Annotated in this window: 11 protein-coding genes; 10 read left to right on the forward strand and 1 reads right to left on the reverse strand. The window is 68.1% G+C overall.

Features of this window, described 5'->3' with window-relative positions; translation table 11 throughout:
• The first annotated feature begins 256 nt into the window (after window positions 1-256).
• From QF027_RS26005 to wecC, 8 genes are all read left to right on the forward strand, one after another.
• On the forward strand, window positions 257-1,645 hold the full coding sequence (locus tag QF027_RS26005) for an O-antigen ligase family protein (RefSeq protein WP_307077413.1): 1,389 nt from the start codon (window positions 257-259) through the stop codon (window positions 1,643-1,645).
• 53 nt (window positions 1,646-1,698) lie between these two features.
• Entirely contained in the window at window positions 1,699-2,565 is an 867-nt protein-coding gene (locus QF027_RS26010; protein ID WP_307077415.1) for a class I SAM-dependent methyltransferase, read from the forward strand.
• 181 nt (window positions 2,566-2,746) lie between these two features.
• Entirely contained in the window at window positions 2,747-3,502 is a 756-nt protein-coding gene (locus QF027_RS26015; protein ID WP_306978595.1) for a methyltransferase domain-containing protein, read from the forward strand.
• Window positions 3,503-3,672: 170 nt separating this feature from the next.
• Entirely contained in the window at window positions 3,673-4,434 is a 762-nt protein-coding gene (locus tag QF027_RS26020) for a phosphotransferase (RefSeq protein ID WP_306978594.1), read from the forward strand.
• 478 nt (window positions 4,435-4,912) lie between these two features.
• Window positions 4,913-6,145: a lipopolysaccharide biosynthesis protein gene (locus QF027_RS26025; protein WP_306978593.1), complete on the forward strand. Its 1,233-nt coding sequence runs from the start codon at window positions 4,913-4,915 to the stop codon at window positions 6,143-6,145.
• A 113-nt stretch (window positions 6,146-6,258) separates the two neighbouring features.
• On the forward strand, window positions 6,259-7,164 hold the full coding sequence (locus QF027_RS26030) for a glycosyltransferase family 2 protein (RefSeq protein ID WP_307077417.1): 906 nt from the start codon (window positions 6,259-6,261) through the stop codon (window positions 7,162-7,164).
• Between the two features lie 163 nt (window positions 7,165-7,327).
• Window positions 7,328-7,978: a class I SAM-dependent methyltransferase gene (locus QF027_RS26035; protein WP_307077419.1), complete on the forward strand. Its 651-nt coding sequence runs from the start codon at window positions 7,328-7,330 to the stop codon at window positions 7,976-7,978.
• A 174-nt stretch (window positions 7,979-8,152) separates the two neighbouring features.
• Window positions 8,153-9,394 (forward strand): UDP-N-acetyl-D-mannosamine dehydrogenase, encoded by a 1,242-nt coding sequence (gene wecC, locus QF027_RS26040; protein ID WP_307077421.1) that lies wholly within the window; start codon window positions 8,153-8,155, stop codon window positions 9,392-9,394.
• A gap of 106 nt (window positions 9,395-9,500) precedes the next feature.
• Here wecC and wecB read toward each other — a convergent pair whose 3' ends face one another.
• A complete protein-coding gene (wecB, locus tag QF027_RS26045) occupies window positions 9,501-10,685 on the reverse strand; it encodes a non-hydrolyzing UDP-N-acetylglucosamine 2-epimerase (protein ID WP_373432432.1) in 1,185 nt (394 codons plus the stop codon).
• 199 nt (window positions 10,686-10,884) lie between these two features.
• Here wecB and QF027_RS26050 point away from each other — a divergent pair, with 199 nt between their 5' ends.
• Complete coding sequence (locus QF027_RS26050) at window positions 10,885-13,167, forward strand: bi-domain-containing oxidoreductase (RefSeq protein ID WP_306978589.1); 2,283 nt, start codon at window positions 10,885-10,887, stop codon at window positions 13,165-13,167.
• Window positions 13,167-15,074, forward strand: a complete 1,908-nt coding sequence (gene asnB, locus QF027_RS26055) for an asparagine synthase (glutamine-hydrolyzing) (RefSeq protein ID WP_307077423.1) — start codon at window positions 13,167-13,169, stop codon at window positions 15,072-15,074. The genes QF027_RS26050 and asnB overlap by 1 nt, the downstream gene beginning before the upstream one ends.
• Window positions 15,075-15,215: the final 141 nt, after the last annotated feature.

Raw genomic sequence — 15,215 nt, forward strand, 5'->3', positions numbered from 1 at the left:
GCAGATCGGGTGCATTCTCCCGTCTTTCCACGTAGGGATGCGGAACTTGGTAGTTCGTCATACATCCGCATAACGTCACGGGCATCACTGGGCTGGAGCAGTCCAGCCCAACACTTCGAGATTTATTGTGCACAGGATATGTGAGGCCGGTCCCAGAAGTACCACAACACGTCGGCGTGGAACCATGCGGCAAGTCGGCGCGGAATGTGCCGCCTGCGCGTGATACAAAAATTCGGAGACTGGTGGAAGGAGCAACGTGACGTCGCCCAGCGATACCGAACTGCTGCTCTTGTGCGTCTTCGCCGTGGTCTGTACCGCGGCTGTTCTTGTGGTGAGCATCTGCGTTCAGAGCACCGTCTGGCTTTTGTGGGGCCTGTGTCTCCTTCCACTCTTCCTGTTCGGTCGGACGTACGCGGCGGTGGGTATTTCACCGGTGTACCTCCTGGACCTATTCGCCGTCATAGCGTCGATTTCAGCGGTCGGGGTGTGGGGTCCCCGTGCTTTCTCGGAGCAGCGCATGCGCGGATTCCGAGGAGCGGCCCTTCTGCTGGCCGTCCTCGCCGCGCTGGCCGTCTACCGGGGTCTTGAGGCGGGATACTCGGACCCGCTCAAGGGGGGAATCCTGGGCCTGTACCCGGTCTTGGGGTGGCTGGCGGCGACATGGATGCTGACACGCTCCGAATGGGAGCTCACTCGGTGGCGCTGGATCCTGTTCGTCCCCACTCTCGGGGTATTTCTCAACGCGGCGCTGGGTATGCCCATTACGCCTGCTGCCTCCGGGCTCTATCTGGTGATCGCCAGCGCTTTCAGCATTCAGCTGCACCATCTGGGAGACAGCCGGCTGCTCGTCTGGACTCTTGTAGGGACTGCTGCGCTCACCGCCATCGGCAGCAAACGAGGCCCCTTGCTTGCGGTCGTTGCTGCCATGCTGGCGACAGCGATCGCGTCCCGGTCCAATCGTCGGCGTGTCAAGCGCTTGCCGTTCGTCTCGTTGACCCTCGTCACCATGGGGGTGTTGGGCGCGATAGGGCTTTCCATGTCAGGTGAACGCCTTTCTGAGGCTCCCGTGGTGGGTGGTTTGATCGCTCGTGTGGAGGCGAGTGCGGAGAACCCCGACAGCGAGTCGGCCAATAATGTGGAACTGAGGCTCTTGATGTGGAAGGAAGCGCTCCGGGCGGCCAGCGAAGAACCCTTGTTCGGGACGGGGGCAGGGAGGCCGCTGGATGTGGTGTTCGAACGCCAACCCCTGAACGATCCCAAGTCCGGCCCGCATAACTCGTTCGTCGGCTACATCTACTACGTCGGCTGGCCGGCCGGGATCGCCGTGATCCTGATCGTCGGCGTCACCCTGCGCCGTACATGGCGGGCCCGGCATCATCTGGTCGCCGCGTCCTGGTTCGGAGCGACAGTCGGGGTGTGCGTGACAGCGTTCACCAACGTGGCCTTCGAGACCACATACATCGGGCTTCCCTCGTGGTTGGTTATCGCCGGTGCCTACTCGCTCGTGGGCGTGCCCCGCGGCGAGGAGACGGCCGAGCGGCGTGAACCGAAGCCGAGCGTTCAGCAGGGCAGCGAGCAGGGAGCAGTCCCGGGCCGGGGACCGCGGATTCTGCCCGGCGTGCCGACGGTGTGCTCACGGGGTTGAGGTCGTACTTCGTCCTTCTTCACAGGCGCTTGTGAAACGATCGGGAGATTCCCATGCGGCAGTCGGCCATCCAAGACTTCTGGTCCGCCCACCCATGCGGGGACAACGTCTTCGGCCCGCCGGACGGAGACGGGCAGAAAGACTATGAGGCGTTCTTCACGCGATACGACATGGCCAAGTATCAGCTGGAGTCCCATATTCCAGGGTGTCTGGAGCGCCTGGACATCGCGGGGCGCCGGGTCCTGGAGATCGGTCTCGGCCAGGGCTCGGAGGCGGAGCAGTTGATCCGCAGGGGAGGTGTGTGGACAGGCGTCGACCTCACCGAAGAGGCTGTCAAACGGACAGGAACCCGGCTCGCCCTGCGGAAGCTGCCCCACGAAGGTATCCAGCAGGCCAGCGTCCTGGACCTGCCGTTTCCCGATGCTTCCTTCGATGTCGTCTTCAGCCACGGTGTACTGCATCACGTGCCCGACATCCTCGGGGCGCAGCGGGAGATCCGCCGGGTCCTGAAGCCGGACGGGGAACTGGTCGTCATGCTCTACGCCCGCTGGTCCCTCAACTATCTGGTCGCGATCGGTCTGGTGCGTCGTGCTGCGTTGTTGGCGGGCTATCCACTGATGCGGTTGGGGTTGTTCGGCGGCCGCCGGTCGCTTATCGGCTCCCACGTGGAGAACGCCCGCTGCCTCGGTCTGCTGCGCTACCTTCGCATGGAGAACTTCATCCACCGCAACACCGACGGCCCCCACAATCCGTTCTCCCGAGTCTATGACCTCCGGCGGGTCGAGCGAGACTTCCCCCTTTTCGAGGTGCGCCGCTCGGAGAAGCGGTTTATGCATGCCCCACCGCTTCCGGTTCACGGCATGATCGGAGAGCGGGCCCTCGGCTGGCATCTGTGGGTCCAAATGGTACCTAAAGCCTAGGTGCGTCCGTGACGACTCGTTTCACACCTGGTCAGCTTCGGCTGTCCCCGCGGCGCGACGGACACGCGGGTTACCTTGTCGACAGCCTCCCAAAGGTGGCCAAGCGGTCGATTTAGAGTTATGAAACAACCTGCGTCGAGGCATTTGGCTTCGCGCTGCGATTACAGGAACGGACCCTAACATGATGCGTTCGGGCTGGAGCGACTACGCAGCACGGTTCGTCGATACTAAGAGCGTCGAATCGTACGATCGCCTATACGGCGAGGGTACTTATGACGACTATGTCTGGGCCCTGGAGCGCCCCGCTGTCGTCGAGTCGCTGCGGCGGGAACGCGAAAGGCGAGGTCGCCTCCGCCTGCTCGACTTTGCATGTGGGACCGGTCGCATCCTTCAAGCAGTGGATGAAGTAGCGGACGAAATCACGGGCGTGGACATCTCCGCTGAGATGGCACGGCGTGCTGCTGCCGTAAGCCCGAGAACCAATGTCAGGATCGGCTGTGTTCTGACCGAGGACGTGTTGACGGGTCCTTACGATGCCGTCACCGTATTTCGCTTTTTCGTGAATGCGCCTCAAGGACTCAGACTTCCCATCCTGCGAAAGATCAGACAACACATGGAACAGGGTGCCTTGCTCGTCTTCAACAACCATGGCCACTGTCCAAGTCTGCGATCTCTCACGATTCGCGTACCGAGGCCGAGGCCGCAGCAGCCCAATGAACTGCGGCACCGTGACATCGTCGACCTTCTGGACGCGTCGGGTTTCAGGATCGAGCGTCGCTGTGGCTTCTCGCTGTTTCCGCCGTCTCTCCACCGCGCCCTGCCTGCATCGGTTCTGCGAAGAGCCGATGCCGCTGCTGCATCGCCCAACGTAAGAACGCTCGCGGGAAGGATGATGATTGAGCAGTTGTACATTGCCAGAGCTGTGAGCCAACCCTGATGGAAGATTCCGAGTGGCGACTTGGGCTGCTGCGCGCAGGCCCGCTTGGGCGGCGTGTCGGACTGAGAACCACGGGTGGACGAGATGCCGCAGCAGCGGCCCGCCTTATCGACCGCCCGTCACGGCCCATTGGCCGATTCGCTGCGCTGCTCGATCAGATCGCCGTACGCATGAACGTCGGGCCGCAGGTTGCCAATCCACTGGAGGATGTGGAGCCGTTCCTTCACAGGTTCCTGCGCGACGCGGATGGCGCCGCTTTCATGCACTCGTCCATGCCCGGAAGGTGCATTATTGCGCTCTCCAGCGGGGGGAATCCGTGCTATGTGCTCAAGATTGGACGCGCCGACGACCATCCACTCCGTAACGAAGCCGAGTTCCTCATGAAGGTCTCAGGCATGAGGCTTGGCTTCAGGGTCCCGGAATTGGTGTACGCGGACTCTGTGGGTGAGCGCTACGTGGTGGTGACTCACGCCTGGCGGAAGGCACGGCTCGCGGGGCCGCTCTCAAGGTCCGAGGTGCTGGGCATCACCGAGGTTCTCGGCGCGACCAAGACGGGCAATGCATCTCTCATACACGGTGACTTGGCGCCATGGAACGTACTGCGAACCCCCGGGCAGATCGGTGTCATCGACTGGGAGGCCGCGAGGTTCGCGGACCAGCCTCTGGGCGATCTGATCCACTACCTGGTGCAGGCTGGAGCGATCCTTCGATGGGTCGACGTGCCCACAGTGGTCCGGGAGCTGACGCATCCCCGAGGGATGGTCGTCGAACTTGCAGCCCGTCTTGGACTCCCTCGCTCGCAGGTGGCCGAAGGAGTCCATGCCTACTTCACCTCCTTTCCACCGGTGTCCGTCAAGCGGGTGCGCCGCTTCCGGGAAGACGTCGCGGTCGCGGTGGGAGTGCCCGCACATCGAAGCAGGGAGCGTGTGTGACAGCCCGGAAGGCACTCATGACGAGGAGCATGGGCCGGCACGGCTTCTCTCTTGCGGGAGTGCTCCTGGACAAAGGCGGCACCGTGTACGGCAGCGTCTGCCGCGCCGACGAAGAGCCTGAAGCACTCCTGGGGAAGCGGCGGAGCCGCGGTGCCCGCCGTTCCCTTCCCCGCGCCGCGTCGGCCTGCTCGGACGGCGCGAGATGAGGAAGACCGGCCACGGTGGACCCGGCCGCCCTCCCCGCCCCACCGGTCACGTCGTGACGGCCTCGCGACCACCCGCCGATGTTGGCCGAGGGGGGGCGCCCCCCTCCCATGCCGGTGCCCTCGCGGCTGAGCAGGCTGAGTCGTGCATCCCGCCCGGACAACGCTCCGGCGAGGCGTCGGAGCGGTCGAGTGTGCATCCTCTCCGGTCGATCATTCAGTCCCTCGGGGTCAGGGCAGCCACCCTGCCCATCACCGCGTTCACCGCGCTGGCCGTGACCCACACCCTGGTCGGCGCTGTGGGGGTACCTGGCTACGCCCTGTTCGCCCTGGTGACCACTCTTCCGGCAGCACTGCCCATCACTGACCTGGGGGGTGGCGCCGCCATTGTCGACGCCGTCGCCCGCGACCGGTCGGCCAGGCGTGCACTGGTATGCGGCACTGTCTTGTCCGCAGCCCGGAACCTGATGTGTGCCGGTGCCCTCATCGCCACAATGGGCGTGACCATGACCGTCCTCGGGTTGTGGAAATGGGTGCTGGGCGATGTTACTCAGCCGGGTTCAGGCGTTGCATGTGCCATTGCCTCGCTGCTGTTCGGTTTCAGCATGCCGTTGGGGCTTGGCAGCTCGCTCCTGACGGCGGTGAACCGCACCCCGGCGGCATTGCTTCTGCGAGCGGCGGCAAGCATCCTCCTGCTCGCTCTCGTCCTGGTTGTCGCCGCGCTGGATGCTCCCTGCGAGGCCTTTGTCGCCACGTTCTTCTTCTCGCAGTGCGTTGTAGGTGTGGTCAGTATCGTCCTGGCAAGCCGGTACCTCCGCCTGCCTCTGCTGCGGATCATCATGGGCAGTGCCCGTGGCCGGGCACGGAAGGACCGAGTCCGCATCGGGCAGCTCGCGGTTCCCATGGCCATCGTCACTGCTGCCACGGCGGTGGCGTATGCCACGGATCGTCTGGTCCTGAGCCACACGGCTGATGCAGCGGCGGTGGCCGAGTATTCAGCCGGTGCCCAATTCTTCCTGGCGGCAAGCAGCTTGCTGGGCGCTGCGGGGTTGCCGCTGTGGGCGATTTTCGCGCGTCGGAGGAGGTCGTCCGGCAAGCCCAGGCGGGACCTTTTCCGCTTGACCACCTGCTTCGCCGTGGGCGGCCTGGTTGTGGGCGCGCTCATGATTGCGCTCGGACCCGGCGTGGGCTCCTGGACGATGCATGGCCGGATCCAAGTGGGCACCGACCTCATGGCGTCTTTCGCCGCCTTGCTGTTCGTCCAGGCGGTCGGCTACCCGGCTACGATGTGGCTGACCGATGCGGCGGGGCTGCGATTCCAGGCGACCGCGTTCAGTCTGATGGCAGTGGTCAATGTCGCTGTGTCCATCCCCCTCGCACAACTGGGCGCTGCCGGACCGGTTATCGGCTCGGTCCTGGCCTATGCCGCCTTTGTGCTCGCGCCCGCTTTGTTCAGGTCCTTCCGCCGTGGTGACGCAATGCCATATCAATCCTGCGATTTCCATTGAACACCCTGCCTTGTTCGTTTCGTCGACCGCAATCTGCTTCTATGGTTCCTCTGTATCCTTGGAGGAACGATGACATACGCCGGATCGCCCGCGAGAGCTCGGAGCGTTGTTGCATGCGTCATGAACTAGTCATCTGCACAAGAAATAGAGCTGACGACCTACGCCAGTGCCTGGAATCTGTAGCTGCACAGTCGAACCCTCCTTGCCGGGTGGTCATCGTCGACAGTAGTGACGGGGACTCGGCCGAGCGTGTAGCCGAAGAGGTTGCTGGACGGGGAAGCCTGGTGATCAAGTTCGTCCACACTGCCCCGGGGCTGACCCTGCAGCGTAATGCGGCACTCGCCCTGATCGAAGAATCGACCGACGTGATTCATTTCGTCGACGACGACATGGTGCTCGACCGCGATTACCTGCGGCTCATTCTGTCGGTGTTCCGGGAACACCCGAATTGCGGCGGAGTGGGCGGGCGAATCTCGAACCTTCCGAAACGTCGTGCCAAAGGGGTCGTACGGTGGTTCCGCTACGCCTTCTTGCTCGACAGTCCACGGCCAGGTGTCCTCTTGCCTTCCGGAGTCGGCGTCATCTGTCGTACCGGTGACCAGCCGCGGCCCGTGGACTGGCTTTCAGGGGGTTCGATGTCCTACCGCCGCCGCTGCATTGCCGGATTGCGCTTCGACGAAAGCCGTTCGGGTTATGGGATGGGGGAGGACGTGGACTTCTCGGCGCGGGTGGCTGGGCGCGCTCCGCTCGTATGGACACCACTGGCAGTCATCGAGCACCGCTATCCGTTCAATCACGGGGACAACATCCAGCTCAGACGCCGTGCGGTTCGCTCCCGATGGCAGCTTGCGAAGCATGGAGTCGGATCGGTGATCCGTGCGGCCGTGGTCTACGCCGTCATCGGCGACGCGCTCATGCTCCTGGCGATGGCGGGGGTGTTTCGGTCGCGTCACCATGCGCGCCAGGCATGTGCGACTCTGGTTGGTCTAGTCGACGTTATCAAGGGCCTTCCTGTGTAGCGCTGGTGAATTCCTGGCGGTGTGTAACTCGTCAGGGCTCACAGTTTCGGCGGTAGCCTGAGTGGCACCGTATTTTTTCTAGTCGAGGAGACACCAGGTGTCGGATTCTGCGTTTCCCACTCAGCGGATCGGCAGTTCTCGGAGAGTCTTGAGTGCACCTGTCGTGGCAGACCGAGATGCTTTGCTCCTCAGTCTGTGTGCTCGGCGCCGTGTCCTGCATATCGGTTGCGCCGATTCCCCATTGAGTGCCCACAAGCTGAACAACGGTTCACTCCTCCACGCCAAGCTCCTGAAAGAGGCGTCGGTTGTGCACGGTGTGGATATCGACCGTGACAGTGTCGACCTGCTGCGCAGGCACCTGGGCGGGGAATACTCAGTAGCCGACGTCGCTGATCCGCTGGCCAGAGCGAACCTGGTCAAGTTCAATCCCGACGTCGTACTTGCGGGGGACGTGATCGAGCACGTACGGGATGCGGCATCGTTCCTCCGCGGCATCGCGGCTCTCATGCGGGAGGTGAGCAATGATGTTGAGCTGATCCTCTCGACACCGAACGGCCTGTCCGTCAAGACCGCGGTCAACACGCTGGTGGGCCTGGAGATCATCCACCCGGATCACGTCTCCGTTTTCACCCCCGCCTCGCTGGGCCGTCTCGTCTCGGACTGTGGGCTGAGTCCCCGCAGCCGGTTCTTCTATCACGTCGATGCGGGCAACAGCCTCCGGGCTCGGGCCTACAACACGGTTGCCAGGGTTGCGGCTCGACTGCGCCCAGCTTTCTCCGAGGGGCAGGTTCTGGTCTGTCAGGCCGTCGCCTGAACAACCGGGGGACCGGCTTGCACGACCACCGTTGTCCGACGGGTTCCGTCCACTCTCCCTTGAGTCGCGGTGCGTGTCGTGGCCCGTAGGCGGCTGCCTGACTGCGAGGCGCAGGCGTGGTGATCCGCCGCGGTAGATGCGCGACGTGATGGTTGAGGAAAGGAATTACTTCACGTGTTCTCTACTGTCTGTGTCACCGGCCTCGGCTACATCGGCCTGCCCACCGCCGCCGCTCTCGCGACCAACGGGATCGACGTCATCGGTGTCGACGTCAACCCCGTCACCGTCGACCTCATCAACGCCGGCCGTGCTCCCTTCGTCGAGCCCGACCTGGCTGTGGCGGTGAGCGGGGCCGTCGCCATGGGGCGGTTGCGGGCGACCACGGCGCCCGAGCCCGCCGACGCCTTCGTCATCGCCGTGCCCACGCCGCTCCAGGACGACCGCACAGCGGACCTGTCGTACGTGCGCGCCGCCGCCGCCTCGGTGGGCCAGGTGCTCAAGACGGGTGACCTCGTCATCCTGGAGTCCACCTCGCCGCCCGGGACCACCGTGGAGCTGTCCCGATGGCTCGGCAAGCACCGGCCCGACCTCACGTTTCCGCATGAGGGCGCGGACGCTCCCGACGTGCGAGTCGCCCACTGTCCCGAACGTGTCCTGCCGGGCCGCACGATGATCGAGATCGTGACGAACGACCGCGTCGTCGGCGGGGTCGGCGAGGGCTGCGCCGAGCGGGCACGGGCCCTGTACCAGGTGTTCGCCAAAGGGGAGTGCCTGCTCACCGACGCCACGACCGCGGAGATGGCCAAGCTCGGCGAGAACGCCTTCCGGGACATCAACATCGCCTTCGCCAACGAGCTGTCGATGGTCTGCGACCAACTCGGCATCGACGCGGGGGACGTGATCGACCTGGCCAACCGACACCCCCGCGTCGACATCCTGCGCCCCGGGCCGGGCGTCGGCGGGCACTGCATCGCCGTGGACCCCTGGTTCATCGTCTCCGCCGCGCCCCGGCAGGCGCGGCTCGTCCGGCTCGCCCGCGAGGTCAACGACGGGCGGCCCGACTACGTGGTCGGCGAGGTGGTCGACACGGCTGGACGGTTCAAGGACCCGGTGATCGCCTGCCTCGGCCTGTCCTTCAAGGCGAACATCGACGACCTGCGCGAGAGTCCTGCCCTGCAGATCGTCACCCGACTGGCCGAACGGCAGGTCGGCCGGCTGCTGGTGGCGGAGCCTCACATCAAGGAACTGCCGGAGTCACTGACACGTACGGGCGTGGCCGAACTCGTCGACGCCGCCACCGCCGTGCGCGACGCGGACGTCGTCGTCCTCCTCGTGGACCACGACGCCTTCCGCGGCGTGAAACGCACCGCGCTGCGGGGCAAGGCCGTGTTCGACACCCGCGGGTTCTGGCACTGACCCGTCGCCGCTGAAACCCGCGGGTTCTGGCATTGACCCGGCGCGGCTGAACCCTGCGGCTTCTGACATTGAGCCGGGCGCCGTCGGCCTCCGCGGGTTCCGTCTCTTACTCAGCGGCGCCGAAATCCGCGGGTTCCGGCACCGACCCGTCGCCACCGAACTCCGCGGGGCGCTCGCACAGTCCCAGCCAGTGGCCGAGCGCGCGCACGGTACGGTTCGCCGCGCGCCCGTCGCCGAACGGGTTGACGGCCGTGGCCATCGCGGCGTAGGCCGCCCGGTCGTGCAGCAGCCGCCGCACCTCCTTCACGATGCGCTCCCGGTCGGTGCCCACCAGCCGGGAGGTGCCCGCCCGCAGGGCCTCGGGCCGTTCCGTGGTGTCCCGCATGACCAGTACGGGCTTGCCGAGGCCCGGCGCCTCCTCCTGGATGCCGCCGCTGTCGGTGAGAATCAAGTGCGCGCGGTCCATCAGGCGGGCGAAGACGCCGTAGCCGAGCGGCTGGGTCAGCCGTACGTTCTCCAGGTGCTCCACGTGCGGTGTGATCGCCGCGCGAACCACGGGGTTGGGGTGCAGCGGCAGCACGATGAGCAGGTCGGGCTCGCTGCGGGCCAGGTCGGCGAGGGCGCCGCCGATGGCCTCCATACCGCGCCCCCACGACTCCCGGCGGTGGGCCGTCACCAGCAGGACCCGGCGGGCGGTGTCCTCGAGGTCGGCCAGCGCCGGGTCCCCGAAGGGCGTCCCGCGCCCGACGGCCCCGCGCAGGGCGTCGATGACCGTGTTTCCGGTGACCACGACGGACGACGGGGCCACGCCCTCCCGCAGCAGGTTGCTCCGCGCGTGCGGGGTGGGTGCGAGATGCAGGGACGCCAGCTGGGTGGTGATCCTGCGGTTGATCTCCTCGGGGAAGGGCGCATAACGGTCGTCGGTCCGCAGCCCCGCCTCCAGATGGGCCACCGGGACGCGGTGGTAGAAGGCGGCGAGGGCCCCGGTGAACGCGGTCGTGGTGTCGCCCTGGACCAGCACCGCATCCGGGCGCTCCTCCCGCAGCAGCGGACACAACCCGTCCAGGACGCGACGGGTGATGTCGGCCAGGGTCTGGCCGGGGGCGAGGATGTCCAGGTCGTGATCGGCCCGGATGCCGAACAACGCGTGCACCTGGTCGAGCAGTCCGCGGTGCTGGGCGGTCACCGTCACCGTCGGCCGGAACATCGCGGAGCGCTCCAGGGCCTCGATGACGGGAGCCATCTTGATGGCCTCCGGTCTCGTTCCGTAGACGACCATCAGTCGTTTCACCCGAGTCTCCTTAACCGAGGGCACCGGACGGCGGCCGCTCCAGCGAATCGGTAGGGCGGGACCGCGCCGGTGAATCCGGAGGCGTGTTCACCCGGCTGTATGGGGATATTGCTCCGTTTGGATCGTTTCGCTGATGAATTCATGACCTTGTGCCTTACGTTCCGCCGTGGCCGTAACTCCCTCCCGTAAAGGCAGGAAAGTGAAGACAGTGCTCCTGTCCCCGCGCACCGGTTCCATCACGGTGGCGGATGTTCCCGCCCCCGAGGCGGCCGCCGGGACGGTGGTCATCCGCAACGACTGGTCGCTCATCAGCGCGGGCACGGAGCGGGCGACCGTCTCCACCGGCGCCAAGGGCCTGATCGGCAAGGCGCGGCAGCGGCCCGATCAGGTCGCCCAGGTGATCGACAGCGTGAAACGGACAGGGCTCGCGGACACCTACCGGACCGTCAGGGACCGTCTGGACCGACCGGTGCAGCTCGGCTACTCCTGCGCGGGGACGGTGCTGCGGACGGGGGAGGGCGTCGACGACCTCCGCCCGGGCATGCGGGTGGCCGCCGCCGGGGCCCGTTACGCGTCGCACGCGGAGATCGTCGCGGTACCCCGCAACCTCGTGGTGCCGGTGCCGGACGCGGTGGACACCCGGTGGGCCGCCTTCGCCACGGTCGGCGCGATCGCGCTCCAGGGCATCCACCAGGCCGAGGTGGCGCCCGGTTCCCGGATCGCCGTCATCGGGCTCGGCCTGCTCGGCCAGATCACGCTCCGGCTGCTGCGGGCCTACGGCTACGACGCGGTGGGCATCGACCCCGACCCGGCCATGGTGGCGCTCGCCGAGTCCGCCGGGCTCACCGCCTTCCCACGGGACGCGGACGGTCTGCCGCGCATGGTCCTGCGGGGCTGGGCGGGCGCCGGCGCGGACGCCGTGCTCATCACCGCGGCCACGCCCAGTGCCGACCCCGTCGAGTTCGCGGGCCGTCTCGCCCGCGACCGGGCCACCGTGGTGGTCGTCGGCGACGTGGGCGTCGCGCCGCCCCGGTCGTCGTACTACCACAAGGAACTGACGATCCGTTACGCGAGGTCCTACGGCCCCGGCCGCTACGACCCCCGCTTCGAGGAGGGCGGCCATCCCTACCCCGAGGGCTATGTGCCGTGGACGGAACGGCGCAACCTCGCCGAGGTACTGCGGCTCCTTCAGACGGGCGCCGTGGACTTCGCCGACCTGAAGCCGCGGATCTTCACCGTGGAGGACGCGGCCGAGGCGTACGAGGCGCTCAAGCCGTCGCCCGGTGAACGCAGCGTCGCCCTGCTGCTGCGCTACCCCGGCACCGCGCAGTTGCCGTCGCCGCCGGCCCCGCGGACCACGCCCCGCACCTGGAGTCCCCCGCGCGAAAGCGTGCGGATCGCGGCCATCGGAGCGGGCAACTTCGCGACGCGGACGCTCTTTCCCGAGCTGAGGCGGGAAGCCGGCGTCGCCTTCTCCTGGGTCGCCGGCGGACGCGGGCTGTCCGCCGCGCACCAGGGGCGGCAGTGGGGGTTCGACCAGGTCGCGGAGAGCGTCGACGCCGGCCTGGCGTCGGGCGAGGCGGACTGCGTGATGGTGCTCAGTCGCCACGACAGCCACGGCCGGTACGCGGCCCGGGTGCTGCGCGGCGGCAGGGCCCTGTACTGCGAGAAGCCGGTGGGCCTGACGGAGACGGAACTGGAGGATGTCGCGCAGGCGTGGTCGGCCTCCGGCGCCCCGGCGATGGCCGGCTTCAACCGGCGGTTCGCGCCCGCGGTCGCGGACCTGCGGGCCGTGCTGCCCGAGGGAGCGCCGCTCCAGATCGTCTACCGGGTGTTCGCGGGCCGCCTCCCGGCCGACCACTGGTACTTCCAGCCCGAACAGGGCGGCCGGCTGCTCGGCGAGGTGTGCCACTTCGTCGACACCGCGGGCTTCCTGGTGCCCGGGCGGCCGGTCCGGGTGCGGGCCACCGGCGTGGACGCCGCGGACCCCGCCACCGCGCAGAGCGTCACCCTCCAGATCGCGTACGACGACGGCTCGTCCGCGTCCGTCGTCTACGGGGGGTTCACACCGCCCGGCGCGCCCAAGGAACTCCTGGAGGTGGCCGGCGACGGGGTGGCCGCCAGGATCGACGACTTCCGCACGCTCACCGTGTGGAAGGGAGGCAGGCCGGAGACGACCACCTACCGAGGCGCGCCCAAGGGGCACGCGGCGGAGATGCGCACCCTCGTCCGCCTGGTCCGCGGGGAGTCGCTCGGCACCGGGCCCGCTGCCGCCGCCGACTTCGCCTCCGCGCTGGAGAGTTCCCTCGTCACCTGCCGGGCGGCCCGCTCGCTCACGGAGGACCGGCCGGTCGACTGCGCCCCTGCCACCGCGGCCCTGGCCGGGGCCCTCGGGCGCCCGCAGCTCCCTGCCGTCACTGACACCGTGCCCGACCCGGGCGGGCCGGCGGACGGCCACCCGTCGACCACGGAGGTGCTGTGATGTGCGGCTTCCTCGTCCTGCTGAACGGGGCCGCGCGCAGCCGGTCGCGGTCGCTGCCGGACCCGTGCGAGGCGCTCGCCCACCGCGGCCCCGACGCGAGCGGTCACCTCGCGCTCGTCGGCCCCGGCTGGCGGGCCGTGCTGCACTTCCGCCGCCTGGCCGTCGTGGACCTCGACCCGAGGAGTGGCCAGCCCTTCGGCTCGCCCGAACGGGGCGTGCTGGTCTACAACGGCGAGGTCTACAACGCGCCGTACCTGCGCGAGCTGCTGCGCGGGCGGCACGTGAGGTTCACGACCGAGGGCGACACCGAGGTCCTCTACGAACTCCTGTTGCAACCGGACGCACCGCAGCTGCTCGATGAGGTGGACGGCATGTTCGCCTTCGCCCTCGTCCTGCCCGACGGCGAGGTGCGCTACGGACGTGACCGGCTGGGCGTCAAGCCGCTGTACGTGGCGGTCGACGCGGCGGGGGACATGGTCGGCCTCGCCAGCGAGATCGAACCGCTGCGGGCCGCGGGGCTGACCGGGGGCGCCGACCCGGTCGCGGTGGCGCAGGGTGCCATGTTCCTGTGGACGCCGCCGCCGCGGACCGGCTGGCAGCGCGTCAGTTCCGTACCGGCCGGGACGGTGCTGTCCCGGCGTGCGCCCGGGTACGACGAGGCGTCCGCATGGTGGCGCGCTCCCGCCCTCGCGCCCGCCGCGGACATCGCCGCCGCCGTCCGTGAGTCGGTCGCGCGTCAGGTGCGGGCCGATGTGAAGGTGGGGCTGCTGCTCAGCGGGGGCCTGGACAGCACCTGGCTGGGCGTGGAACTCCTCAGGGAGGGCTTCACCGGACCCGCCTTCAGCGCCAGGTCGCGCACCGCGGTGCCCGGCACGGAGCCGTTCGAGGAGGACGCCCCCTACGCCGCCCGGGTGGCCGACGAGTTGGGCCTGCCGCTGGCCTGGGTCGACCTCGACGTCGACGTGCTGCGCCGGATCCCCGAGCTGGTGACCACCATGGAGCTGCCGTTCGGCGACCCCGCCGCCGTCGCCCTCATGCAGTTGTCCCGCGCCGCCCGCGACGAGGCGACCGTGCTGTTGTCGGGGCTGGGTGTCGAGGAACTGTTCCTGGGCTACGAGCGCTACCAGGCCGTCCTGCTGCTGCAACGGCTTCCCGCCTGGACGCGCCCGACCCTCGGCGCCGCCACCCTGGTTCCCGCGCCCCGGCGCTACCGGGGCCGCGCGGACAAGTTCGGCCGGCTGCTCCAGCTCGGTGCCCGCGACTGGTCGTGGGCGACGCAGTCGTACTACTCCGGGAAGGAGTGGGCGGCGCTGTCACCCCTCGTGGGACTGGACGCGGTCGCCGAGCGGCACCGTGAGGTGGCGGGGGCCGTGCTGGACGCTGGCGGAACGCCCCTCGCGGCGCTGGCGGAGTGCGACCGGCGGCTGTTCCTGCCGGGACTGAACCTGCTGTACGGGGACCGCGCGTCGATGCGCGCGAGCGTCGAACTGCGGGTCCCGTTCCTGGCGGAGCCGGTGGTGGCCGCCGCTCTCGGCGCCGCCGCGGAGGAGCAGCTGCGGATGGGAGACGGCAAGGCGCGCTTCCGCGCGGCCGCGGTGGCCTCCGGCGTGCCGGAGTTCGTCGCCCGGCGCCCCAAGACGGGATTCGGGGCGCCGGTACGGTCGTTGCTGCGCGAGCACGGCGACCGGCTGTGGACCGAGGTACGGCGCTCCCCGCTGTTCGACGACCTCTTCGACCGGCGCACGGCGGACCGTTTCGTCGCCGAGCACGTACACGGCCGGCGCGACCGGGGGCTCGCCGTGTTCGGGCTGCTGTGTGCGGCCGTGTGGTGGGAGCGGTACGCGACGGGCGGCGCGGGGCGGACGGAGGAGGTTCTGGCGGGGTATGAGGCGTCCGTCGGCGGGTGAGGGCCGGGGTCAGGGGGGAGCGGTCCGCGTGGTTCGGCGAGCGGAGGCTCAGAGCGGACTCCTGCGGCCCCCTGCTGTTCCGGCCGGTTCCGGCTGGCGAGGTCCAGTGCGACCGCTCCCGCGACAGGGGAGACGTCCTTG

The sequence above is a fragment of the Streptomyces canus genome, assembly GCF_030816965.1.
Classification (GTDB): Bacteria; Actinomycetota; Actinomycetes; order Streptomycetales; family Streptomycetaceae; genus Streptomyces; species Streptomyces canus_E.